Below are 25,022 nucleotides of genomic sequence, written 5' to 3' on the forward strand. Positions count from 1 at the left end.
GGCTCTATGCCGTGCGCTGCCCTATTGCAGCGTCGCGCCCGTGGCGGCGCCGCTATCCTTTTCCACCATGTCGACGACCCGGCAGTCGCTGCACATCTTCAGCCGCTCAGCCGCCGCACCAGCAAACGCCGGATGGCCAGCCAGCCGGACCAGCATGGATTCCACCATCTGCGCCGTGCCAAATGGTTTGCCGCAACGGACACAATGGAACGGCTGGGTTTCGTTGAGCGTGACGGGCCGGCGCGCGGCATCGCCCGCCAGCAGACGTGGCACCAGCGTGATCGCGTCCTCGGGGCAAGTCTTCTCGCATAGCCCGCACTGCACGCAGTTGCGCTCGACAAAGGCCAGCACGGGCCGCTCGGCGTTGTCGCGCAGTGCCTGCGTCGGACACGCGCCCACGCAGGCCATGCACAGGGTGCAGCGGGAGGTGTCGACCTGCACGGCCCCAAGCGGCGCGCCCGCAGGCAGCGCCATCGTTTCGGCGGGCACCGGAGCATTGCGCGCCAGGTGATCCACAACGAAATCCAGAGTCTCGCGCTTGGCCAGCGCGGCGCGGAATCCCGCGACTGGCAGCGGACTCAGCGGTTCGGCCGGCGTGGAAATCGCGCCCAGCCCCACATCGAGCGCGGCAACGTCGCTCGCCTCGATCAGCGCCAGCCGCTGGCCACGATAGCCGAAGCCCTCCAGGATGGCCCGGGCCACAGCCATCTGCTCGAGCAGCGCCGCACGGTATTGCGGCGCTTCGTCGCCAGTCAGCAGCACGGCCACGCCGCCGGCACCCCAGCACAGGGCAGCCAGCCACAACTCGATGCCCGTCGAGGCCGGATGGAATGCCGAAACCGGAATCACGTTCGGCGGCACGCCCCGTGCCCGCCCGGCCCGCGCGGCGCGACCCAGTGCGAGGATGGCCGGCGTACCGTGCTCCGCGCCGTGGATCAGCAATACGGCATCACGGCCGCCGGCACGGCTGTAAGTGGTCACCAGCGTGCGCAGGCGTTCGCCAAACGTCTCCGGGCCAGGGTAGCCATAGCTGATGGCACCGCTCGGGCAAACCGTCGTGCACGCGCCGCAGCCCATGCACAGGTTCGGCGTGACTTCGATACGGCCCTTGCCGTCGCGCCAGTGCGAACTGATCGCCTGCGTCGAACAGATGTCGATGCAAGTCGTGCAGCCCGTCGTCTGGTTGCGGCCGTGGGCGCAGAGGCTTTCCTTGTAGCGGAAGAACTTCGGTTTCTCGAATTCGCCGACCAGCTGTTGCGCGGTCAGCGCCAGCGCGTACTGGCGCGCGACATCTCCACCCGCATGCAGATAGCCTTGCGGCGGCTGATGCATCGCGAAAGCCGGTGAATCGTTGAGATCGAAGACGATGTCGAACCGGCCCGATTCGGTCGCAGCCGGGCGATCGAAATCAATGGCCGCCGCCGCGCCGCACGCTTTCACGCACTCGCGATGATCTCGGCAACGGTCGAGGTCGATCTGGTAGCTGAAGTCGATCGCCTGCTCGGGGCAGGCCGCGATGCAGGCATTGCAGCGCGTGCACAGATCCAGGTCGATCGGATTGCTCTTGCCGGCACCGGTCTCCCAGGTGGCAGTGAACGTGCCCAGCCAGCCAGCCAGCGACGCGAGCCTGCCACTGTGAACCGGCCACGCGCGATCCGCCGGATTCGCGCCGCTGTCCACCACGCCGTCGGCCTGGCCCAGCAGCACGGTCACATCGAGCCCCGCCTCACTGAGGCGACCCGCCCACGGCAGTGCGCGAGCGGCGGGTCCCATGATCAGTACCGTGCCTTCGGAGCGGTAATCGACCGTGGCCACCGGATCGGGATCGGGCAACGCCGCCACCGCAAGCAGCGCGGCGATCTTGGCGTTGGCCGTGGCCGGATCACGCCGCGCCCCGGCCGACCATCCACCGGTCTCGCGAATGTTGACGAAGCGGACCGGCGCGGTCATCACACCTTGCTCACTGGCCGTTTGCGCGGCCACCTCGGTGAACAGCGGGCTTTCCTGCGTGCACGCGACGATCACGTCGTCCGTGCCATCGAGCGCCTTCCGGAAATCGCCGATCTCGCGGCGGCACAGCAGGCGATGCACCTTCAGCGGCGCGGTGCCCTGCGTCGCATCCTGGTTACCGCCACTGGCCTTGGCCAGCGCCGCGCCGTCGAGCGGCATGGTGTCATTGCAATTGCAGATCAGCGTCGGCATTTGGACTTGCGCAGCGGCCGATGCGCGCCTTCTCGTCGCGGAAGGATCATGCGTCGGCGGATTTGTGGGAGTGGCCTATTCTAGGCTCGTGCCGGGTCAGCGGCTACGCGTGTTTGTCCGCAGCAGGATCTTCGTCCGGCCCGGACGAGGCCGTGGGCTCCTCGGCCACTGCTGCCTGCTGTCCCTGCCCGGGTTGCGGTGCCTGGGAAGCCGCCGCGTCATCCACGGCCTTTCCAGCCTCTTCGACTTCCGCGACTTCCGCGACTTCCGCGACGTCTTCGGCCTCCTCGACCGGATCGAACAGCCCCAGCGTCTCCGACTGCCGCAGCTTGCGCAGGATCTCGGGCGGAATCGGGTCGGGCTTGCTGTAGTCGTCGATGTAAGTGTCCAGTCCGTCCATCACGTTGAAGTGCGGATCGGCGAACAAGGTCTTCAATGCCGCACGTTTGACGGACTCGTCGACCCCCTGTGCCACGAAGCGGGCGATGTTGTCGCCCGGGCGCAGCACGGCCACGTCCGCAAGCGTCGGCATCGGTACTGGGGATGCGGCGGGCGTTGGAACAGCCGCTGCCACGTCCGGCGATGTCGCGACGGGGGACGGCAACGCAGCCGGCGCCTGTACCTGTTCCTCCGGCACGGGCTTGCCCTCGCGGACCGCCGCCTTGCGGCGCGACCAGCGGGACAGGAAGGAGCTATCGCCGTCGCTCATCGCCATCCCTCAATAGCGCGCACGTTCTTCGGGCGCCTTGAACGATTCCGGCCGGCGCCGCTTCTTGGGTTCGGGCCGATAGTGCTGGTCCGTGAACGCCTGGAGCCACGCGCGCTGCTCCGGCTCCAGCGGCACGTTCTCGACGTTCTCGCCTGCGTCGAGCCAGCGCCCCGCCTCGTTATACGACAGGCTCACCGTAACCGGCACCGGGCGCGTCTCGCCATCCTCGTCGGGCTCCTCGGCCATGCGCCAGAGCACGAACCAGCATGGCGCGGTGGAGGTCAGGTTCAGGTAGTAGCCCTCACCCTCGTCGCGGTACAGCGTGACCGCATAGCCGGGATGCGCCCAGTGCTCACCGTGCTCGTCCGCGTCGAGCCGCTTCGGCGCCGTGCCGAACTCGCCGAGATCCGGCAGCACGGCATCGAGCTCCCACTTCCAGGGTTGCCAGCGGTTGGTCAGCGCAACACGGCGCATGACCACCGCCATCGTCACCGACGGCCTGCCAGCGGGCAAGGCTTCCGGCTCGGGAACAGCGGGTTGGTCCACGGCGGGCTCCGGTGAAGGTCAGGTGTTCTGAACGACGATGCTCGGGAACTTGTTGCTCATGTCGCGCGTCTTGTCGGCAACCTTGATCGCCACCTTGCGCGCCACTTCGCGGTAGATCGTCGAGATCGGGCTGTCCGGTTCGGCCACGACGGTCGGGCGTCCGGAGTCGGCCTGCTCGCGGATCGACAGGTTCAGCGGCAGGCTGCCCAGGAGGTCCACGCCATACTCGGTGCTCATCCGCTCCGCGCCGCCTTCGCCGAAGATGTGTTCGACATGGCCACAGTTCGGGCAGCAGTAGACCGCCATGTTCTCGACGATGCCGAGAATCGGAATGCCGACCTTTTCGAACATCTTCAGGCCCTTGCGGGCGTCGAGCAGGGCGATGTCCTGCGGGGTCGTCACGATCACGGCGCCCGTGACGGGCACCTTCTGCGACAACGTGAGCTGGATGTCGCCGGTGCCCGGGGGCATGTCGACGATCAGGTAGTCCAGGTCGTGCCAGTTGGTCTGGCGCAGCAGTTGTTCCAGGGCCGACGTGACCATCGGGCCGCGCCATACCATCGGATTATCCTGTTCGATCAGGAAACCGATCGAGTTGGCCTGCAGGCCATGACCCTCCATTGGCTCCATGGTCTGGCCATCGGTCGATTCGGGCCGGCCGTCGATACCCAGCATCATCGGCAGGCTCGGGCCGTAGATATCGGCGTCCAGCATGCCGACGCGCGCGCCTTCGGCGGCCAGCGCCAGCGCCAGGTTCACGGCGGTGGTGGACTTGCCCACCCCGCCCTTGCCAGAGGCCACGGCGATCACATTACGCACGCCCGGCAGCAGCTTGACGCCGCGCTGCACCGCGTGGGCGACAATCTTCATCGACATCGCCACGCTGACATTGGTTACGCCCGGCAGATTGCGCAGCGCGCCGATCACGAGCTTGCGGATGGGCTCGAACTGGCTCTTGCCGGGGTATCCGAGCTCCACTTCCACGGAAACGTCGCCGCCATCGACCCGCACGTTGCGCGCCGAGCGCGTGGACACGAGGTCCTTGCCCGTGTTGGGGTCGATCACGGTCCGCAGGACTTCGGTTACCTGTTCAATGGTGAGACTCAAGACAGACTCCGCTTCTAATATGGATATGTGGGGTTGAGGCACGCAATGCTAACAAAGTCGCCCACACGATATGGTCTTGTGGCCTGCGCCGCCGGGAAACCCCTTTGCCGAGTGCGGAATTACAGACAATTACATCTCTCACAGTCTCGGGCTTGTGCACGCGCCGCCATATGCCTATTGTAGTGCGCCAATCCCGGGATCCCGCGTGCCGACAGGCGGTATGCGGGATCGTCCTGAGTGTTTTTGATTGCATGATGAAAGTTGTACTGCCTGTGCGCGGCATTACGCGCCAGGCGTTAACATGCAGGATGGCTTTGGCAAAACATTTACGGGAATCACCAGAAGGAGAAAGCATGAATTTCAAGCTCGTCACCGTCTCGCTCGTCGCGGCTGCGGCCCTGGCGGGTTGCGCCACCGAACAACAGACCAATACGGCGGTCGGCACCGGAGTCGGTGCGGCGGTAGGCGCGGGGATCGGTAACCTGATCGGCGGCAACACCACTGGCACGCTGGTCGGCGCGGCAGTGGGCGGCGCGCTCGGCGGCGCCACCGGTTACAACTGGAATGCCATCCGCGGCAAGCTGAACAAGGACACCGCGGGCACCGGCACCCAGATCACCGAGCAGCCGGACGGCTCCCTGAAGGTCAACATCCCGAGCCAGGTCACGTTCGACACGGACAGCTCGACGATCAAGCCGTCGTTCCGCAACGTGCTCGACCAGGTGGCCCAGACGCTGGCGCAGCACCAGGACGTGTCGGCCAACGTCGTTGGCCATACGGACAGCACCGGCAACCCGCAATACAACATGCAGCTCTCGCAACGCCGCGCCCAGAGCGTGGCCGGCTACCTGGGTGACCGCGGCGTCGCCCGGACCCGCCTGAGCGCCGAAGGCCGGGGCCAAACCCAGCCCGTCGCGGACAATTCGACCGAGGCTGGCCGTGCCCAAAATCGTCGTGTCGAAATTTTCTTGAAACCAATTTCTGGGTGACCAGTCATAGAGTTCAGGTACCGCTTGCCACCGTTGCTGGCTCGCGATGGGTGGCTGACCTCCCGGGCGGTACCTGATTTCTCCTCCTTTTCCGTTGTGGAAAGCTGCGCCGGTGACTAACCGGCGCTTTTTTTTGCCCATTTGCCTCGTGAATTAACGGTTTCCGGGCTGTTTTCGGCGATATTCGCCCCAATTCGGCCCAAGTTCGCCCCCCGTTCGCGCCCAATCCACACGCAAACCGCGCACCGACGCGGGGCAATTGCTAAAATAGCGCCTTTACCCCCGTGCCTCCTGCCGGTCACCGCCGGCGCTCCTGGCGCAAAACCCCTCTGAACGGCTCTTTTCATGACCGCACGCCGCATCCTCGTCACTTCCGCCCTGCCATATGCCAACGGCCAGATCCATATCGGCCACCTGGTGGAGTACATCCAGACCGACATCTGGGTGCGCTTCCAGCGCATGATGGGCAACGAGGTCTACTACGTGGGCGCCGATGACACCCACGGCACCCCGGTCATGCTGCGCGCCGAAAAGGAAGGCATCACCCCGAAGCAGCTGATCGACCGCGTCTGGACCGAACACAAGCGCGACTTCGACAACTTCCTGGTGTCGTTCGACAACTACTACAGCACCGACGCCGAAGAAAACCGCCAGCTTTGCGAGAAGATCTACCTGGCCCTGAAGGCCGAGGATCTGATTACCGAGCGCGACGTCGAGCAGTTCTACGACCCGGTCAAGAACATGTTCCTGCCGGACCGCTTCATCAAGGGCGAGTGCCCAAAGTGCGGTGCCAAGGACCAGTACGGCGACTCGTGTGAGGTTTGCGGCACAACCTACGTCCCGACGGATCTGAAAAATCCGTACTCGGTGGTGTCCGGGGCAACGCCGGTGCGCAAGTCGTCGACGCACTTCTTCTTCAAGCTTTCCGACCCGCGCTGCGAAACGTTCCTGCGCGAATGGGTGGCCGATCTGGCCCAGCCGGAAGCCAGCAACAAGATGCAGGAATGGCTGGGCGCCGAAGGCGAAGCCTCGACGCTGTCCGACTGGGACATCTCGCGCGACGCCCCGTACTTCGGCTTCGAGATCCCCGGCGCGCCGGGCAAGTATTTCTACGTGTGGCTCGACGCCCCGATCGGCTACTACGCGAGCTTCAAGAACCTCGCCGAGAAGCGCGGCATCGATTTCGACGCCTGGGTCGGCCCGCACTCGACGGCCGAGCAGTACCACTTCATCGGCAAGGACATCCTGTACTTCCACACGCTGTTCTGGCCGGCGATGCTCCGCTTCTCGGGCTATCGCACCCCGACCAACGTGTTCGCGCACGGCTTCCTGACCGTCGACGGCGCCAAGATGAGCAAGTCGCGTGGCACGTTCATCACCGCGCAGAGCTATACCGATACCGGCATGAACCCGGAATGGCTGCGCTACTACTTCGCCGCCAAGCTCAATGCGAGCATGGAAGACCTGGACCTGAACCTGGACGACTTCGTCGCCCGCGTGAACAGCGACCTGATTGGCAAGTACGTGAACATCGCCAGCCGCGCCGCCGGCTTCCTGGTCAAACGCTTCGACGGCAAGGTCAACGAGGCCGCGCTGGCCAACCCGCTGCTGGAGCAACTGCGCCAGGCCGCACCGCAACTGGCCCAGTACTATGAAAGCCGCGAGTACAGCAAGGCACTGCGTCTGGTGATGGAACTGACCGACGCGGTCAACGCGTTCGTCGACACCAACAAGCCGTGGGAACTGGCCAAGGACGAAAGCAAGCGCGATGCGCTGCACGCCGCCTGCTCGGTGTCGCTGGAAGCCTTCCGCCTGCTGACGATCTATCTGAAGCCGGTGGTGCCGACCATGGCCGCTGGCGTCGAGCGTTTCCTGAACGTCGATCCGCTCGACTGGCGCGCCATCGACAAGCAGCTTTCGGCCGACCGCCCGGTGCAGCCGTACCAGCACCTGATGACGCGTGTGGATGCCAAACAGATCGATGCACTGCTGGCTGCGAACCGGGACTCGCTGCAGGCTACAGCGCCGGCCGCCGAAGCTGGCGCCGCGGGCGCTTCGGCCATCGAGCCGGTTGCCGACACGATCACGATCGACGACTTCGCGAAGATCGACCTGCGCGTGGCGAAGATCGTGGCGTGCGACAAGGTCGAAGGTTCGAACAAGCTGCTGCAGTTGACGCTGGACCTGGGCGAAGGCAAGACGCGCAACGTGTTCTCGGGCATCCAGTCGGCCTACACGCCCGAGCAACTCGTGGGCAAGCTGACCGTGGTGGTGGCCAACCTGGCCCCGCGCAAGATGAAGTTCGGCATGTCCGAAGGCATGGTCCTGGCTGCATCGGCCGCGGATGAAAAGGCCAACCCGGGTCTGTACATCCTCGAACCGCACAGCGGCGCCGTGCCCGGCATGCGTATCCGCTAACCGGTAGCAACCTCCCGGCCCGCGTGCCGGCGGTCTCCCCGATCGCCGGCACCACCTCCCCCCTCAGACCTGGTTAGCCGCCACCCATCTTCGAAGGATCGTCACTTCGCGACGTCGTGGTAACGATGCCGTCGTTGTTGAAGTGGACGTTGAAGAACGCGCGTTCGGTCGGGTTCTCATACCAGCGGTATCCCCACACCTCTTCCTGCTTCAGCGCGAACGCCTCGACCTTGGTCGGCTTGCCGAGCATCCGCCGGATCTGGTCCTTGTTCATGCCGGTCCGCACCTGCGAGAACGACTCGGCGGACAGCACCTGTTCGATCTTGCGCACGGTACCGTCCGGGCCCGTCGTCACCATCCAGGTGGTGGTGCCTTCCGGGCCACGCGGGTACTCCAGCCGGCGTCCGCCGTCTGCCTCTTCCCACACGATCTCGGGCTTGCCGGCCTGACGGCGCACATCTTCCTCGGTGGACTTGCCGATCTCGATGCCCTTGAACAGCAGACTGTCGGGCTTCACGCTGTTCCACGTGCCGCGCGCGGCGTCGCCGGCCTTCTTCATGGCTTCGTCGACCTTCTGCTGGTCGCAACCAAACAGGGCAAGCAGGCTGGCTATCAGTCCCATGGCGGCAAGGCGTCGGCGTGACGCGTCAGTGAGTCGGAGTTTCATGGATGTCATTGCTGGGTAGCGTCGTCCTGGGCTTCGGCGGGCTTGCCCGTATCGGGAGCTGAGGCGGCGGCGGCCGCTGCGGCTGCTGCGGCCGATGCAGCTGCCGCGGATGCTGCCTCGGCGGCGCGCCTGCCGGACCCGCCACCGCCGGAGAACAGGTTACCCCAGTTGTTGAAGCGCCGGTTGAACAGCACCGAGAGCCCGTTGATCGAACCGCCCTTGGCAAGCAACGACCATCGTTGCGAGAAGGCCCAGGTCAGCTTGACCACGTTGGATGCCGACGTCAGGCTCTGTTCGTAGCCCACCGATATCTTGTCGGTCACGGCCTTGCCGACGCTCACCACCTGCGTGTCGCTCAGGCCGGCCGTGCTCGGCCCGATCGAGAACTCATCGATGCCGAAGTGCGACACCACGTTTTTGCCGGCCTTGCCGCCAATCATGCCGAGCGCCGCACCGCCGAGCGCCCCGCCGCTCAGTTGCTTCTGCTGGCTCGACCCGGCGCCCTCGGCGCCGTAGCCGAACATCAGCCATGACAACTTGTCCTCGTCAGGCACGTTCGGTTCCGACACCAGCCGCACGCGCGGCAACCGCACCGTTCCCGTCACCTCGACACCGGCCTCCACCTCCTGGTTGCGGCGCATCGCGCGGATATTCATGCCCGGGTTGTCTACCGCGCCGTTGAAGTTGATATAGCCGTACTCGATTTCCAGCTTGCGGCCGAAGGCCTCGTACGTGCCGGTTACCACGCGAACCGTGCCGGTGGCGCGCATTGGCGTCAGCGGTTCGCTGCGCACGCCAAGCTGGCCGGCGAGCAAAAGGTCGGCGCCGGCGCCACGGAAGCGGAAGTTGTCGCCCAGATCCACGGCAAGATCGATCAGCGGGCTGAAACGACTGGCTGGCTTGGTCTCGGGTGCCTGCGTGGCAGCCGTCTTCACTTCGCGCTGGTCGCGCCTGCGCACCACCACGACATCGTCGCCAAGCACCGGCGCGCCGGCCTTGGGTAGGTCGAACAGGCCTCGGTCGACGCGGAACTTACCGCGAATCGCGATCTTCCGATTCTCGTTGGCAATGCCGGCTTCGCCGGACACGATCAGCGTGCGCTCAGGGCTGGCGAACAACTGCAGCTTGTCGGCCACGATCTTGGCCGTCAGGTTCGGATCAGCCTCGCCGAGCTTGACCGCGCCTGTCGCCGTCACCGTGCCGTCGCCGCCACGGAAGCGCACCTGCTTGAGTTCCACCGTGTTCTGGTCCAGCGCGATCTGCACCACGCCATCCGTCAGGCGGATGCCCAGGTCGTAGAGCGTGACAGCGATGTCGCTGCCATCGACCGTCCCGGTCAGTAACGGACTGCCGACCGAGCCGCCCAGGCGCACCGCGGCGGCGATCTTGCCGTCGTACGCGAACTGCGGTCCGCTCAGGGCCTCCAGCGATTTCAGGCGCGGAATGTCGGCGGTCACCGTGCCGGCCAGCGTGGACGCCGACCCAATCGTCAGCAGACCCTGCTCGCTGATCAGCCCCGCCGACGCATCGACATCGAGCTTGCCAATCCGCTGCGAGGTGGTGCCGCCACGCAGCGTCATACGATTGCCGGCGAACTCCGCCCGCAGCGCGGTTTCGCCCAGGCCGAGCGTGGCCCAGCCCCGCCCCGCATTGACCGAGACGTCGCCGCTGCGGCGACGAATTTCGGCAAACCCGGTCGCGGTCTCGGCGAGGTTCAGATTCCACTTGCCGTCGAGCACGAGATCCGACCGGATCGGTGGCGGCTCGCCCGTCAGCGCCTCCAACACCTCAAGCACATGGGCCACCTGCACGCCGTCGAGGTTGCCCTGCGTGCGGATGCGCCCGTGATCAAACTCGAATCCGTCGATACTCAGCGTCGAGCGGTCCAGCACCAGCCGGGTCTGGCCGAGTCGGATGTGCTGGTCCGCCACCAGCAACTGCGTCGGCGCGGCCAGTCGGAGATTGACGGTGCCGCGTTCCTCGAAGGTGTGGATCGTGCCGTTCCAGCCCTGATCGCCCCGCCACGCGCCCTGCCCGGCCAGTGTCAGTTGCATGGGGTGCTCATGCAGCGAGCCGGCGGCCTTCACGTCGAAGGTGTGATTGACTTGCGTGCCGGAAAGGTTGGCGTCGAGCGTGCGAAGGCTGGCCTGCGGGCCACTGTAGTCACGCGCGCTAAGCTGCGCCGACAGCGTGCCATCGAGCCCACCACGCAGTTCCGCATGGCCGCTGGCGCTCGCCACCTTGTGCGGGCCGATGACCAGCGACTGGGCGCTGTAGTCGCCAACGATCTCGGGGCGCTTGAGCGTGCCCGTAATCTCGGCATCGAGCTTCGCCCGGCCCGCCACACCGAACTTGAGCCGATCGAGTTGCGGCGCGTCGACGTTGACCTTGAGCCGGTCTCCGCGCGCGCCAAAGCTGCCACTCAGGTTGACCTGGTTGCCGGCCATCAGCAGCGACGCCTCGCTGGGCAACAGGCGCTCGCCTTCGAGCCGCACCTTGCCGCTGCCGGTCATCGGCAGGCCCGCGTACTCGCTCTCCTTGAGCGCGAAATCGACCGCCACGCGCAGCACCTTCGCCAGCGATCCGGTCGTCGAGAAATCTGCATTGATGCGCCCGGGCGCCACCTTGGCCAGCCGCGCGGGGTCGAAATCGGCCAGCTTGCCCTTGAAGCTGAACACCTGCTCGTCCTTGAGACCAAGCTTGCCGTCGGCGGTCAGCGTTCCGCTGCCGAGCCCGGCCCGCAGTGTGGATAGCGTCACCGCATCCTTGTCGACGCTCGCGTTGGCAAAGAGCTTGATGTCACCGCCCGACACATCCAGGGCCACGCTCTGGCGTCCCGGTTCGAGGCGCAGGCTCACGGGGCCGGACAGACGCGTCGGCATCAGGCTCGTGTAGAGCGCGGCCACGTCGAGCCGGCGCACATCGAGGTCGAAGCCGCCGCGCCCATCATGCAACGATCCCTTGCCGACGATCTCGGCCTTGCCCAGCAGCGCGATGCGAAGGTCGCTCAGAATCTGCGTCGCCTCGCTGAGTTCGACGCGGGCCTGCACGCTCTGGACAGGCAGGCGTTCCTTGTCGAGCGGCCCGGGTTCGAGGTTGTTCACGGTCACTTCGCCCGCCACGGTCAGCGGCGCCGTCGCGCTTGACGTGGGCTTCGCGGGCGCGCCGCTGGCTGGTGGCACTGAAGCAGATGCAGATGCAGGGGCAGAAGCAGGCGCGGCTGGCGCTGACGCGGAAGCGGCCGGCGCCACCGGACGCAGGTCCGCATGGACACTCAGATTCGCCTGCGGCGCGGTCGCGCTGAACAGCCGTGGATTGATGCGCTCGCCATCCACCATCAGATGCGTAAATGGCACCTCGCCAAACGGCGTCACATCGGCACTGGCACGGGCACGAATCCGGTCGCCGTTAGCTTCGACCTGCGCGTGCAGCGTCTCCAACGAGCCATCGACACGCGCGGTCATCTCATACGACTCATCCTGCCAGCGGCCCTCCGCCAACGCCTCGACGGTCAGCGCGAACGGCTTGCGGCCGGCGATCTGACCGTTCGCCTGCAACTTGCCGTAGGGTGTGACCAGTCGATCGATCACGATGCGGTGACGCTGCCCGTCCGAATGCACCGCGCCCGACAAGCCCGACAGCACCAGCGGACTCGACGTAGCGGGCGGGCCCTGCAGCAGCGACAGTTCGCCCAGCGTAAGGGTGTCGATATCGATCGCAAGCGGCAACTCGAGCGTCGCCGGCATTTGCGCGGGCGGCGTGTTGGGTTCGGAAGCCGGCAGTCGGGCGTCGATCTTGCCCACGCGCAGCCATTCCACATGCAGCCGCATCGGCGACCATGTCATCTTCCATTTGCTGTCGATACGGTCGATCGCGACGCGCGTGTCGCCGCTGGCGTACACCACGTCATGCAGACGCAGCCCGCTCGCCACGGTGCCGCCATCGAACTGCCCGGTCAGCATTCCAGCCGACAGCCGCGTGGCCAGCCCCCAGAGATGGCGCGTGCCGGCTTCGTTATGCAGCGCGAACACGGCCGTGCCGATAACCGCGATCACCAGGAACACCAGCAAACCGACGATCCATGCCAGCACACGCCACACGCGGCGGCGAGGACGTGGTGGGCGCGGCGCATTCGGCGTCTCGCGCGGGACGGAGGGCATGTCCGGGATACTCATCAGAACGCCACTCCCAATGAGATATGCGGACGGAACTGCTTCTGCTGGATGCCGTAGCCGACATCGAGCTGCACCGGGCCCACCGGGCTGCGCCAGCGCGCGCCCACGCCGACGCCGTTATAGATCGTGACGCCCTTGATGCTGTTCGACGCTGTACCCGCGTCCCAGAACACGGCGAAACCCCAGTCCGGCTTGAACCAGTGCTGGTATTCGAGACTGCCGGTGCCCAGGTAGCGCGCCGGCACCACGGCGGCGCCCTCGGGCGTGCCGATCGACTGGAAGCTGTAGCCGCGGATCGAGTCGGTACCACCGGCCCGGAACCGCAGCGACGCCGGCACCTGCGCCGGATCGGCCTTGGTCAGATCCGCGCCGAGTTCCAGACGGGCCACGAACAGGTCGCGGTTGCCGACGGGCATGTACTGCCGGATGCGGCCATAAAGACGCAGGAACGTGGCATCGCTCAGGAAGCCCTTGCCCGCCACGCCGATCTGCGTGCTGATCACGTTGCCCCGGCGCGGAAACACGGGGTTGTCCACATCGCGGCGCGTCCAGGCGAACGCCGGCACCAGTGCCTTGGAGATCTGGGCCGGTTCCCCGAACGGCAACAGGTTGTCGTAGTAGAAATCCAGCGAGAACGTGGTGTCGTACTTGTCGCGCGAGCGCGAGCGCTTCAGACCCGCGCGCCAGCTCGTCAGATCGGTGCTTTCGACGTCGATCGTGCGTTCGTAGCTGCCGTAGATGCTGTTGCGGAAGGTACGCGTGTCCGGCGGCATCGCCGTTTCCAGATAGGCGTACTGGCGCTTCTGTTCGATGCTGAGCTGGGAGTCGAACACCCACGCGCGATTGAACAGGTTGTAATAGGAGTACCGTCCGCTCACCTGCGCGCCAGTGTCGGTCGTGTAACCGACGCCGGTATTGAGGCGATGCAGCGGTTGCTCGCGCACCCGCACTCGGACCGGGGTCGTGATGGTATCGGACTGCGTGGCCTTGGTGGTCTTGGTGGTCGTCGTGGCGCCATCGGCTTCGGTCACGGCATCGGAGGCAGTCCCTGCTTCGCCCTTGGCCTTGGCCTCGGCCTCAGCATCGGCCGGCTCCACCAGGTCGACCTGCACGTTCGAGAAATAAGGCTGGTTCTGGACCGCACGCTGCAGTTCGAGCAGCCGCTCCACGCGATATGGCTCACCAACGTTCAGCGGGTTCACGTTGCGGACGATCTGCTCCGGATAGCGCCGTGTGCCCTCGACCACCAGCGGCCCGAGGATATAGGCCGGCCCGCTCTCATACCGGGCGGACAGATCGGCGGCCTGTTCGTCGGGTTCGACCCGCGCGCGCGAAGCAGCCAGCTTCGCGCCGTAGTAGCTGCGGCTCTGCAGCGTCACGAGCGCGTCTTCCTTGGCCTTGTCCCAGGCGGACTGCCGGAATGGTTCGCCAACGGGCAATCCCCACTTGGCGCGCATCTGCTCCACCTGCTCCGGCGACTGCGTGGCGGCCGGGCCGGTCACCTGCACGTCCACGGCGCGGATCAGCGTGCGCGCGCCGGGATCGACCGAAATGTGGACCACCCGTTTGTCGCCCTCGCCTTCCACGGTGGCCTTGGTCACCGGATCGAACCAGCCCTCAGTGGACGCGAACTGGCGCACCTGGTCATCGACGGTCTCCACCATGTACTGGAACTGGTCGTCGGAAATGTCGGTGCGATCGGTATAGCGGGCCAGATCGAGGTGTTCCTGCAGGATGCCCTTGAGCGCATCCGGCGCGTCGATCTCCACCTTGTAGGCCGCCTTGGCGGCATGGCCCAGGGGCGCGTTCAGCGCCAGCAGGAGCGTCAGGACGAGCCCGGCCAGACGCGCAACCCGCCCGGCACTCCGGTGGCTAGTCGGCGTCCTGCCAGCAGCGACCATTCCGGCCAGGTGGCCCAAGTCGATCCTCATCCTGTCGGTGTCTACCCGCAAAGTCGCTATTTGACCACACCGTCGCAAGGGCCACGTCAGTCCGACACCAAATTTCAAAATTCTTTTAGCGGCTTCCAATACGGTAAAATCCAGCCCCAACATCCCTAACGCCGCCCAAAGGGCACAAGGTTTCACCATGGCCATGTACGAATCGGATATCACCCAGTTCCTGAAGACGCTCAAGCAGGAGCGCCCGTCGCTGGACGCTGAACAGCGCGAAGGCCGCGCCCTGCTGTGGGACAAGGCCCCGATCGACCTGGAGGAGCGCGCTCGCGCCGACGCGTCGCGCGTGGCCCAGAAGCCGTACGTGTACGCCTCCGAGAACTGATCCCCCCGCCGGGATGCCCCCGATGCACCCAAGCGATCCGCGGGAACAGGCCGCGCAGGAAAAGCTGAGCCTGCCGGTCGAACTGCCCAGCGTGGCTGGTGACGGTTCCGCCACCAGCGCCGCCGACATGGTCGACGGCCTGGCGTTCGCGCGCCTGTACGGCGAGCCGCTGTTCAAGCTGCCGCAGGACCTGTACATCCCGCCGGACGCGCTCGAGGTGTTCCTGGAGGCCTTCGAAGGCCCGCTGGACCTGCTGCTGTACCTGATCCGCAAGCAGAATTTCAACGTGCTGGACATCCCGATGGCCCAGGTGACGCGTCAGTATCTCTCGTACATCGAGCAGATCCGCAAGCGCAATCTGGAACTGGCCGCCGAGTACCTGCTGATGGCAGCGATGCTCATCGAGATCAAGTCCCGCATGCTGCTGCCGGTGAAGAAGGCCGACAGCGACGAGGAAGCCGAGGATCCGCGTGCCGAACTGGTGCGGCGCCTGCTGGAATACGAGCAGATGAAGCTGGCCGCCCAGCGCCTGGACACGGTGCCGCAGCTCGGCCGCGACTTCCTGCGCTCGCAGGTATTCATCGAGCAAAGCCTGGCGCCCCGCTTCCCCGAAGTGGAGACGGTGGACCTGCAGTCCGCATGGGCCGACGTGCTCCGGCGCGCCAAGCTGAACCAGCACCACAAGATCTCGCGCGAGGAACTGTCCGTGCGCGAGCACATGAGCCAGATCCTGCGCCGGCTGCAGCACGCGCGGTTCATGGAATTCAGCGAACTGTTCGAGGACGCGATCCGGTCCGGCAAGGGCGTGCCCGTGGTGGTGGTGAACTTCATCGCCATGCTCGAGCTCTCGCGCGAATCGCTGGTCGAGATCACGCAGGCCGAGCCGTTCGCGCCAATCTATGTGCGATTGGCGTACACGCCCGCGTAGACTTACCCGGATATCGGACAATACGAAGGGCGTCGCGCGGCCTGAAGCCGCGATGATGCTCTACAATCCGCCGACAGCCCGGCCGACGCCTGCCATGAGAGCCAGGCACGGGTGAAGTCCGACTTCGGGACGCTCCCCTACCACGACCGCACACGACATTCATGAAAGTCATCTCCTCCATCCAGGCGCTGCGGGACCAGTTGCGCGGACAGAACCGCGTCGCTTTCGTCCCGACCATGGGTAACCTGCACGAAGGCCATCTGTCGCTGATGCGGCTGGCCCGCCAGCATGGAGACCCCGTGGTGGCGTCGATCTTCGTCAACCGCCTGCAGTTTGGCCCGAACGAGGACTTCGACAAATACCCGCGCACGCTGCAGGACGACATCGAGAAGCTGCAGAGCGAAGGCGTCTACGTGCTGTTCGCGCCGACCGAGTCGGACATGTACCCGGTGCCGCAGGAATACCGCGTGGACCCGCCGCATGACCTGGGTGACATCCTCGAGGGTGAATTCCGCCCGGGCTTCTTCAAGGGCGTCTGCACGGTGGTGATGAAGCTGTTCTGCTGCGTGCAGCCGCGCGTGGCGGTGTTCGGCAAGAAGGACTACCAGCAGTTGATGATCGTGCGCCGGATGGCCAAGCAGTTCGCGCTGCCGGTGGACATCATTCCGGCCGAGACCATCCGTGCCGAGGACGGACTGGCCCTCTCATCGCGCAACCGCTACCTCAGCGAGACCGAGCGCGCCGAGGCGCCGGTGCTCTACAAGACGCTGCACGAGGTGCGGGACACCGTGCTGGGCGGCGATAGTGTGGACCTGCTGGCCGTCGAGGCCGACGCACTGGCCCGCCTGCAGGCCCGTGGCTGGAAGCCCGACTATGTGTCGATTCGCAAGCAGGACAACCTGCAGCCTCCGACCCGCGAGGAATTCGCGGCCGGCGCTCCGCTGGTGGTGCTGACGGCGGCCAAGCTCGGCGCTACCCGGTTGATCGACAACCTGGAGATCTGAGCGCGAATCTGAACGCAAGAGCAATCCGACCCCGCAATAAGAAAAGCCTGCGCACTTGCCGCAGGCTTTTTGCTTCTTGAACGGCTTCTTGAACGGCTGAACCCTCAGGCCTGCCGCAGCCGTTCGCGCTCCAGATGCCGGCGATGGCCGCTGCGGCGCTTCCACCAGATCAGCACGCCGGTCACCGCGAATGCCAGCGGCACCAGACCGAACACGGTAATGAACGCGCGCCCCCACGAGCCAAACGCCTCGCCCGTGTGCAGCGGGAACAGCCAGTTGATGATGGTATCGCCAGACGCGGCGTTGCGCGGGTCACGCACGGCCAGCGGGCGGCCGGTGTAGGCGTCGAGCCAGAGCCGCGTGGCCCCGGTATCTGCGCGTACCTCGCCTTCCTGGCGCAGGCGTACCTCATAGGCGTCGCCGGGCTTGCGCGGCAAGCTGATGCGCGTCACTGCCGCGTCCGGGAACTGCTTCTGCGCCGCTGTCATCGCCTGAGCCGGCGTGATGGCATGCGTGCCCTCGGGGGCCGGATCCGAAACCGGCTTGATCTGCGGGCTCAGCGTCGCAACGCTGGCGATGATCGGCGTGACCCACTTCGGCAGGTTCAGGTACCAGCCGGAAAACGCGATGGTCGCCAGGATCGGCGCCACGAAGATCCCGCCCGCGCGATGGCTCGTGTAGATGAACCGCGACCACGAGCCGCCATGCGTGATGCGCACCGACTGCTTCAGCGAGCGCCACTTGAACTTGGGCCACCACAGCACCACGCCCAGCAGCACGCTGATGAACAGCATCATGCCGGTCACGCCGGTGATCGTCTTGCCCGTATCGCCGGACAGCAGGTAGCGGTGGAGATGGAAGACCGTCGGCATCAGCGCCTGCCGCGACAGCCCCGGCACGCCCCACAGTCGCTCGCCCTTTACGGCCAGCGTGATCGGGTCGATCATCACCTGGCGGAAACGTCCGGGGCCGGCCTCGGGCCCCTTTATCGGGTAGTACGCCACGAACACGTCGTGCTCGTCGGTGGGCAACATCAGCAGGTTGGGCTTGCCGAAGTGCGGATCGGCCATCAGCTTCGCGGTCACGGACTCCACCGTGGCGGCCCCCACCGGGATGCGTGTGGCGGAAACGGCCTGCAGCAGGTCCGGATTCAGCCACTTGTCGATCTCGTCACGCCATGAGATGGCCGTGCCGGTCAGACCCATCAGGATGAAGAGCACGCCAAAGACCAGGCCAATATATAGGTGCAGTTTTACGAAAAACGTGCGCAAACGACCGGAGAGCATTGTAGGATTTGTAGATGCTTGTACGAGGCGCGCAAGGCACTTCAGAAAACAATCCGAATGCCGCCTGGCGCAAGCCTTCGCAAACGCAAATGCGAAAGATTCGCGATTCTAGCAGCGCAAACCCGTCACCGCCCCATGACGCCCAGTTCCATGCCCCACCAGATCGAACTTGTTCAGGCGACGCCAGCCGACGTAGCGCTGATTGCCACCATGCACGCCGAGAGCTGGCGCGACACCTACGCCGGCCTGATACCCGCCGAGTATCTCGAACAGCACACGCCAGCGGAGCGCCTCGCCACCTGGCGCGCGCGGCTCGTAGACGGCGCGGAGGCTCCGCTGGAGGTCAATATCCTGCGTGTGGATGGTCAGGCCGCCGGTTTCGCGTGTCTGATGCCGCTGGCGGAGCCGGGCTACGGCATTTATCTGGATAACCTGCATGTGCGCAAAACGTATCACGGACACGGCTACGGCAAGCTGCTGCTGGCGCATTGGGCCGAATACACGGCGCGCCGGTGGCCCGGCAAGCCGCTGTTCCTGTACGTGCTGGATGGCAACACATCGGCGCGGGAGTTCTACCGGCGCCTGGGAGGTGTGGAGTCGGACAGTTTCGACGACCCCTTTCCGGGGACCGACATCATGGTAACGATCCGCCGCGTGACCTGGAACGACGTGCCAGTACTGGTCAGCCGACTGCAGCCGGCCCCTCGGTAACGACGCCACCCTTGCCGTCGAGCCAGCGCAGGATCGGCTGCCATTGTTCCCAGTCACGCGCCACGCGCGACGGCGCCACGTCCCACAGCGTCAGGCCGTGCGCGGCAAGCTGGACGTAGTTCTGCGTATCGCGCAGATAGCCAAGCACCGGCAGGCCCAAGCCTTCGACAAAGCGCTGGAGCTGCTCGGCTGCGCGGGTGCGCATGTCCACGCGCATACCGATCACACCCACCGGCACCTCGCCGTGCCGCACGCGCTTGTCACCGGCCAGCTTGGCCAGGAAGTCCTGCGTGGCCAGGATGTCGAACATGGACGGCTGCAGGGGAACCACCACGCGGTGCGCCAGTTTCATGACATCGGCGTAGCGCCAGCCATGCAGGCCGGCGGGCGTGTCCAGCACCACGTGCGTGGTGCCCTTCGGCGGGCGGGCGATATTGTCGGCGTCGATGTCCCAGGTCGAAATCGGCGGTGCCGATTCGGGCCGCAGGTTCAGCCAGGCGCGTGACGACTGCTGACGATCGGTATCGCCCAGCATCACGGCGTGCCCATTGCGGGCGAAGTATCCGGCAAGGTTGGTGGCCAGCGTGGTCTTGCCCACACCCCCCTTTGGATTGGCGATCACGACTACCGGCATGAAAGTCCTCCAATGTCCGATTGGGTGCCATGAACGACAACGAGACTCTCGACTTCATCGGGCGCACGGCGTCATGGCAGGCCGTCCCGACTCTCCGACAACTCCGCAAGTGTAGCGTGCCGCCCGGGCTAACGACCCAGCGGCGCGAACAGCGCTCCCAGATCGAGATTGGCGGCCAGGCTGTCGGCCAGCCTGTCCAGCGACGCCTCGCGCAGCGCATCGAGGTCGACACCTTCGGCCTGACCGAGCCCGGCCCAGCGCAGCAGCGCGCCGCACGCGGCGGGATCGTCGAACAGGCCGTGGACGTAGGTCGCCAGTACCTGACCGTCGTCGGATCGGGCGCCGTCCGGCTTGTCGCCCTCTAGCCACAGCGCTGGCCGGGCCAGCGCCGGGCCTTCGGTAACCCCGAGGTGAATCTCGTAGCCGCGCACCGTGGCGTCATTGCCATCGGCAAGCCGCCCCGCCACGCGCCGTAACTGCTTTTCTGGCGCCAGCGTCGTTTCGAAATCGAGCAGCGCGAGGCCGTCGCTCGTGCCAGCGGGCCCCTCCCGTCCATCAGGGTCGTGAATGCTCCGGCCCAGCATTTGCATGCCACCACAGATGCCGATCAGCTTGCCGCCATAGCGCAGGTGCCGCCGCAACGCGCGATCCCAGCCATTGGCGCGCAGGAAGGCCAGATCCGCGCGCACGCTCTTGCTGCCCGGCAGGATCACGAGATCCGCAGGCGGAATCGGCATCCCCGGGCCGATGAACTGGAGATCGACGCCCGGGTGGGCTCGCAGCGCGTCAAAATCTGTATGGTTCGAAATCCGCGGCAGCACCGGGACAATCACACGAAGCACTTCGCTCCCGCCCGCCTGCCCGGCCACCTGGGCGCTGACGATCGCATCCTCGGCATCGAGGTGCAGGCCATGCAGATACGGCAGCACTCCGAACACGGGTTTGCCGGTTCGCGCCGTGAGCCAGTCCAGCCCGGGTTCGAGCAGCGCGATATCGCCACGGAAGCGGTTGATGATGAAACCGGTCACGCGTGCACGCTCTGTCTCGGACAGGCAATCGAGCGTGCCGACCAGGTGCGCGAACACGCCGCCCCGGTCGATATCGGCCACGATCACCACCGGGCAGTCGACGCGCTCCGCGAACCCCATGTTGGCGATATCGCGATCGCGCAGGTTCACTTCCGCCGGACTGCCCGCGCCCTCCACCAGCACCACGTCGTACGCCTGCGCCAGCCGCTCATGGCTTTCCAGCACAGCGGCCATCGCCCGTGGCTTGTAGTCGTGATAGGCACGCGCGTCCAGATCCATGCGCGCGCGGCCATGGATGATGACCTGCGCGCCGGTATCGCTGCTGGGTTTGAGCAGGACGGGATTCATGTCGGTATGGGGCGCCAGTCCGGCAGCCTGCGCCTGCAGCGCCTGCGCGCGGCCGATTTCGCCGCCATCGACGGTCACCGCGCTGTTCAGCGCCATGTTCTGCGGCTTGAACGGCGCCACCGGCACTCCGGCCCGCGCCAGCACGCGGCACAGGCCGGCCACGACGGTGCTCTTGCCCGCGTCGGAAGTGGTGCCCTGGATCATCAGGGTGCCGTGCAGGGCACGCCCAGCCGGGAGGAAATCGGTTCGGGAAGCAGGTTCGTCGCGCATCGCGCGATTATCGCAGCATCGTCCTGGCGCGCGGGAGGTCTGGCGCACCAGTCTGCAAGATCGATGCGGACGGCTACAATACGTCGCATGAAGACCAAGGCCATCGCCCAGGCACTCAACATCTCGCCCTCCGCCGAACCAGCATCGGCGGGCGCCACCGTGGCCGGCGAGCCGGAAGCCCAGCCCACCCATGAGCCGCACGCGAGCATGTCGATGCCGCGCCAGTTGACACTCGTGATCGGCGGCGCGCGATCGGGCAAGAGCCATTTCGCGGAGCAGCTCGCCACGGACCATGCGGCACTGACGCGTGGCCCGGTCACCTATATCGCCACGGCGCGCCACGATGTCGATTCCACCGACGAAGAGATGGAATTGCGCATAGCGCTGCATCGCGCGCGACGGCCGGCTGACTGGACCCTCGTGGAAGAACCGGTGCATCTGGCCGACGCGCTCTACGGCCATGCCCGTCACGACGGCTGCATTCTGGTGGACTGCGTGACGCTGTGGCTCAACAACCTGATCTTCAGCGAAAGCCGCGACTATCCCGAGCACGGTGTCATCACGCCGCCACCGGCCTTCACCGAGGAGATCGACGCGCTGATGACCGCGCTGCCGATGCTGCCGGGGCACGTGATCCTCGTTACCAACGAAATCGGCTTCGGCGTGGTACCGATGGGCGCCATCACGCGCTTCTATGTCGACGAGCTAGGCCGCCTGAACCAGAAGCTCGCCGCGACCGCCGATCGCGTGCGTCTGCTCGTGGCCGGCATCCCCGTCGCCGTCAAGGACGCGCCCACAGCATGATCATGCTGTCCTGGCCGGCCTGCGTGGCGGCTGCAATTGCCGGCGTTCTGCTGGATCGCTGGCTGGGCGAGCCGCGCGGCTGGCATCCGCTGGTCGGCTTTGGCCGTTTGGCCACGGCGGTCGCCAATCGCCTCAATCGTCCCGAACGTGGCGCGCTACGCCAGCGCGTGGCGGGCCTGATTGCGTGGGCGGTGGTCGTGCTCGTGCCGGCCGCCATCGCGGCGTTGCTGATCGCGCTGGCGCAAGCCGTGCATCCCGCGCTGGCCTGGGCGCTCCATGCAGTGGCGCTCTATGCGGCGCTTGGCGCCCGCAGCCTCTCTCAACACATCGCTCCGATCGCCGGCGCCCTGACACGCGGCGACCTGTACGCCGCGCGCCGGCTTACCGCGCGCATCGTCTCGCGTGACACCGAGGATGCCGACGCCGAGGCGCTGGCCCGCGCCGCGTGCGAGTCGGCGCTGGAGAACGGCAACGATGCGATCTTCGGCGCGCTGTTCTGGTTCCTGGTCGGCGGCGCACCGGCCGTGATCGTGTTCCGTCTGGCCAACACGCTGGACGCGATGTGGGGCTATCGCACGCCACGCTGGCTGATGTTCGGCTGGGCGGCGGCACGCATCGACGACGTGCTCAATTTCGTTCCGGCGCGGCTGACCGCGCTCTCCTACGCATCGCTCGGCGCAACGGCGCAGGCGCTGCGCTGCTGGCGCACCCAGGCACGCGCGTGGTCGAGCCCCAATGCCGGTCCGGTGATGGCAGCCGGCGCGGGTGCCGTGGGCGTGGCCCTGGGTGGTGGCGCGCGCTACCACGGCGAGTGGGAAGAGCGACCGCCGCTCGGCGCCGGTGACGCGCCCGGCGCGATCCACATCCGCGCCTGTCTTCGGCTGGTGCAGCGCACGGTGTGGCTGTGGCTCGGTCTGGCGATGCTGAGCGTGCCGCTGGTCGACCTGCTCGCCGGACTGCTGGAGCGCACGCCATGACCCACGCACCGATCCGCCACGGCGGCAACCTGCTCGCCGCCGTGCGCCGCTATGGCCGCCCGGCAGAAACGTGGCTCGACCTGTCGACCGGCATCAATCCCGACGGCTATCCGGTGCCCCCCCTGCCCGCCGACGCGTGGCAGCGCCTGCCGCAGGACGATGATGGCCTGACCGGCATCGCTGCCCAGGCCTATGGCGCCGCGCACGCGCTGCCCGTGGCCGGCTCGCAGGCCGCCATCCGCACCCTGCCGCGACTGCTGCGCCCGGGACGCGTCGGCATCGCCGCGCTCGGATACAGCGAATACGCGCCGGCCTTCGCACAGGCGGGGCACACCGTCACTCCGCTGGACGAGGCCGACTTCCAGCGTGCCGATCTGGCCAACGCGCTCGATCACCTCGTCGTCGTCAATCCGAACAACCCGACGGCCCGGCTGCTGCCCATCGACACCCTGCGGCACTGGCATGAGCGGCTGGCATCGCGCGGCGGCACGCTGATCGTCGATGAGGCCTTTATCGATTGCACTGGTGCGGCATCGCTGGCCGGAAGCAGCACGGCACCGGGACTGATCGTGCTGCGTTCGCTTGGCAAATTCTATGGTCTCGCGGGTGTGCGCTGCGGCTTCGTGCTGGCGCAGCCGGCCCTGCTCGACGCCCTGGCCGATCAGCTTGGCCACTGGACCGTATCGGGCCCGGCACGCGCCGTGGCACGCATCGCGCTGACCGACACCGCGTGGCAGGCCGCCACACGCACATCGCTGAGCGCGGCAGGACAACGACTGGCGATACTGCTACGCGACCATGGCCTGTCGCCCGTGTCGCAGCCATTGTTCAGCTGGGTGCCCGACGCGCGGGCCGGCAGCCTGCATGAAGCCCTTGCTCGGCAAGGCGTCTGGACACGCCTGTTCGACGCAGCCGGCGGATGCCCGACCAGCCTGCGCTTTGGCTTGCCACCTGACGACGACGCGGCATGGCAACGGCTGGATGCCGCGCTTGGTCACGCACGCCACGCACTCCCTTCCCTGACCTGAATTCCGATGAAAGCCTTCTACGTAGCGAGTGCAGCAAGTGCCCTGCTGATTGCCGCCCTGCCGGCGCATGCCGCGGTCTCCGTGGTCGACGATGCGGGCGAGACCGTCACGCTGGCGCAGCCGGCACGCCGCATCGTCTCTCTGGCGCCGCACGTGACCGAACTGATCTTCGCGGCAGGCGGCGGAGACCGCATCGTCGGCACGGTCAGCTACAGCGACTACCCGCCGCAGGCACGCGATATTCCGCGCGTGGGTGACAACAAGGCGCTCGATCTCGAACGGATCGCCGCGCTCAAACCCGACCTCATCGTGGTCTGGCGCCACGGTAACGCGCAGAAGCAGACCGACCGCCTGCGCGCGCTCGGCATGCCGCTGTTCTTCAGCGAGCCACGCAAGCTCGACGGCATCGCCGACAATCTGGAAAAGCTCGGCACGCTGATGGGCACCACGCCCGTGGCCCACCGCGCCGCCACCGATTTCCGCCAGCAGGTAAGCACGCTGCGCAAAACCTACGCGGGCCGCCCGCCCGTGACCGTGTTCTATCAGGTCTGGCAGCAGCCGCTGATGACGCTGAACGGCGAACACATGGTCAGCGACCTGCTCGCGCTATGCGGCGGTCGCAACCTGTTCGGGAAGGAAGCGGCACTGGTGCCAACGGTCTCGGTCGAAGCCGTGGTCGCGGGCAACCCCGAGGTCATGCTGACCGCCGGCATGGGTGCCACGCGATCTGACAAGCCGCTCGCGGACTTTGCAATGTGGGAGAAGTGGAAGCAGGTCACGGCCGTGGCACGCAACAATCTGTTCGTGATCGACGGCGATCTGGTCAATCGCGCTGGCCCGCGCGTGGCCCAGGGCGCGGCGGAGATTTGCAAGGATCTGGACGTGGCGAGGTCTCGGCGGCCGGGCTGATG

Annotated in this window: 20 protein-coding genes; 10 read left to right on the top strand and 10 right to left on the bottom strand. The window is 66.4% G+C overall.

Annotated features, from left to right (window positions below):
• Window positions 1-21: 21 nt before the first annotated feature.
• From K6G35_RS12590 to apbC, 4 genes are all read right to left on the bottom strand, one after another.
• On the bottom strand, window positions 22-2,202 hold the full coding sequence (locus K6G35_RS12590) for a 4Fe-4S binding protein (RefSeq protein WP_495675792.1): 2,181 nt from the start codon (window positions 2,200-2,202) through the stop codon (window positions 22-24).
• 103 nt (window positions 2,203-2,305) lie between these two features.
• Window positions 2,306-2,911: a DUF3306 domain-containing protein gene (locus K6G35_RS12595; RefSeq protein WP_495675793.1), complete on the bottom strand. Its 606-nt coding sequence runs from the start codon at window positions 2,909-2,911 to the stop codon at window positions 2,306-2,308.
• A 9-nt stretch (window positions 2,912-2,920) separates the two neighbouring features.
• Window positions 2,921-3,457 (bottom strand): DUF3305 domain-containing protein, encoded by a 537-nt coding sequence (locus tag K6G35_RS12600; protein ID WP_011517337.1) that lies wholly within the window; start codon window positions 3,455-3,457, stop codon window positions 2,921-2,923.
• An 18-nt stretch (window positions 3,458-3,475) separates the two neighbouring features.
• Window positions 3,476-4,564: an iron-sulfur cluster carrier protein ApbC gene (gene apbC / locus K6G35_RS12605; RefSeq protein WP_008651774.1), complete on the bottom strand. Its 1,089-nt coding sequence runs from the start codon at window positions 4,562-4,564 to the stop codon at window positions 3,476-3,478.
• Between the two features lie 353 nt (window positions 4,565-4,917).
• Between apbC and K6G35_RS12610 the strand changes: the two genes are divergently transcribed.
• Together K6G35_RS12610 and metG are read left to right on the top strand one after the other, a co-directional pair.
• Complete coding sequence (locus K6G35_RS12610) at window positions 4,918-5,553, top strand: YiaD family glycine zipper/OmpA-like lipoprotein (RefSeq protein WP_008651772.1); 636 nt, start codon at window positions 4,918-4,920, stop codon at window positions 5,551-5,553.
• A gap of 345 nt (window positions 5,554-5,898) precedes the next feature.
• Entirely contained in the window at window positions 5,899-7,971 is a 2,073-nt protein-coding gene (metG, locus tag K6G35_RS12615; protein WP_008651771.1) for a methionine--tRNA ligase, read from the top strand.
• 73 nt (window positions 7,972-8,044) lie between these two features.
• On the opposite strand, the gene bamE is transcribed toward metG, so the two are convergent.
• Genes bamE through K6G35_RS12630 form a run of 3 tightly spaced genes read right to left on the bottom strand, consistent with a single transcriptional unit; the run spans window position 8,045 to window position 14,744 of the window.
• Window positions 8,045-8,593 (bottom strand): outer membrane protein assembly factor BamE domain-containing protein, encoded by a 549-nt coding sequence (gene bamE, locus K6G35_RS12620; protein ID WP_495676349.1) that lies wholly within the window; start codon window positions 8,591-8,593, stop codon window positions 8,045-8,047.
• A 50-nt stretch (window positions 8,594-8,643) separates the two neighbouring features.
• Window positions 8,644-12,813: a translocation/assembly module TamB domain-containing protein gene (locus K6G35_RS12625; protein WP_495675794.1), complete on the bottom strand. Its 4,170-nt coding sequence runs from the start codon at window positions 12,811-12,813 to the stop codon at window positions 8,644-8,646.
• Window positions 12,813-14,744, bottom strand: coding sequence for an autotransporter assembly complex protein TamA (locus K6G35_RS12630; RefSeq protein WP_317915268.1), 1,932 nt, complete (start codon window positions 14,742-14,744; stop codon window positions 12,813-12,815). Before K6G35_RS12630 ends, K6G35_RS12625 begins: the two co-directional genes overlap by 1 nt.
• 157 nt (window positions 14,745-14,901) lie before the next feature.
• Between K6G35_RS12630 and K6G35_RS12635 the strand changes: the two genes are divergently transcribed.
• From K6G35_RS12635 to panC, 3 genes are all read left to right on the top strand, one after another.
• Window positions 14,902-15,093: a DUF3460 family protein gene (locus tag K6G35_RS12635; protein WP_011517343.1), complete on the top strand. Its 192-nt coding sequence runs from the start codon at window positions 14,902-14,904 to the stop codon at window positions 15,091-15,093.
• 22 nt (window positions 15,094-15,115) lie between these two features.
• Window positions 15,116-16,021 (top strand): segregation and condensation protein A, encoded by a 906-nt coding sequence (locus tag K6G35_RS12640; RefSeq protein WP_186424813.1) that lies wholly within the window; start codon window positions 15,116-15,118, stop codon window positions 16,019-16,021.
• Window positions 16,022-16,182: 161 nt separating this feature from the next.
• Window positions 16,183-17,025, top strand: coding sequence for a pantoate--beta-alanine ligase (gene panC / locus K6G35_RS12645; RefSeq protein WP_495675795.1), 843 nt, complete (start codon window positions 16,183-16,185; stop codon window positions 17,023-17,025).
• A gap of 104 nt (window positions 17,026-17,129) precedes the next feature.
• Here the strand turns inward: panC and K6G35_RS12650 are convergent, their stop codons facing one another.
• Window positions 17,130-18,311: a PepSY-associated TM helix domain-containing protein gene (locus K6G35_RS12650; RefSeq protein WP_008651759.1), complete on the bottom strand. Its 1,182-nt coding sequence runs from the start codon at window positions 18,309-18,311 to the stop codon at window positions 17,130-17,132.
• A 135-nt stretch (window positions 18,312-18,446) separates the two neighbouring features.
• Here K6G35_RS12650 and K6G35_RS12655 point away from each other — a divergent pair, with 135 nt between their 5' ends.
• Entirely contained in the window at window positions 18,447-19,022 is a 576-nt protein-coding gene (locus K6G35_RS12655; protein WP_008651757.1) for a GNAT family N-acetyltransferase, read from the top strand.
• Here K6G35_RS12655 and K6G35_RS12660 read toward each other — a convergent pair.
• Both K6G35_RS12660 and K6G35_RS12665 read right to left on the bottom strand, forming a co-directional pair.
• Entirely contained in the window at window positions 18,994-19,656 is a 663-nt protein-coding gene (locus K6G35_RS12660) for a nucleotide-binding protein (RefSeq protein ID WP_008651755.1), read from the bottom strand. The genes K6G35_RS12655 and K6G35_RS12660 overlap by 29 nt on opposite strands.
• A gap of 128 nt (window positions 19,657-19,784) precedes the next feature.
• Window positions 19,785-21,236, bottom strand: coding sequence for a cobyric acid synthase (locus K6G35_RS12665; protein WP_008651752.1), 1,452 nt, complete (start codon window positions 21,234-21,236; stop codon window positions 19,785-19,787).
• A gap of 153 nt (window positions 21,237-21,389) precedes the next feature.
• Here K6G35_RS12665 and cobU point away from each other — a divergent pair, with 153 nt between their 5' ends.
• From cobU to K6G35_RS12685, 4 genes are read left to right on the top strand one after another with little or no spacing between them, the layout of a single operon-like run.
• Window positions 21,390-22,106 (top strand): bifunctional adenosylcobinamide kinase/adenosylcobinamide-phosphate guanylyltransferase, encoded by a 717-nt coding sequence (cobU, locus tag K6G35_RS12670; RefSeq protein WP_420093509.1) that lies wholly within the window; start codon window positions 21,390-21,392, stop codon window positions 22,104-22,106.
• Window positions 22,103-23,083, top strand: a complete 981-nt coding sequence (cbiB, locus tag K6G35_RS12675; protein WP_495675796.1) for an adenosylcobinamide-phosphate synthase CbiB — start codon at window positions 22,103-22,105, stop codon at window positions 23,081-23,083. The genes cobU and cbiB overlap by 4 nt, the downstream gene beginning before the upstream one ends.
• On the top strand, window positions 23,080-24,111 hold the full coding sequence (cobD, locus tag K6G35_RS12680; protein ID WP_495675797.1) for a threonine-phosphate decarboxylase CobD: 1,032 nt from the start codon (window positions 23,080-23,082) through the stop codon (window positions 24,109-24,111). Before cbiB ends, cobD begins: the two co-directional genes overlap by 4 nt.
• Before the next feature lie 6 nt (window positions 24,112-24,117).
• Window positions 24,118-25,020, top strand: a complete 903-nt coding sequence (locus K6G35_RS12685; RefSeq protein ID WP_317915274.1) for a cobalamin-binding protein — start codon at window positions 24,118-24,120, stop codon at window positions 25,018-25,020.
• Window positions 25,021-25,022: the final 2 nt, after the last annotated feature.

It is taken from the genome of Cupriavidus sp. HY129, assembly GCF_059492215.1.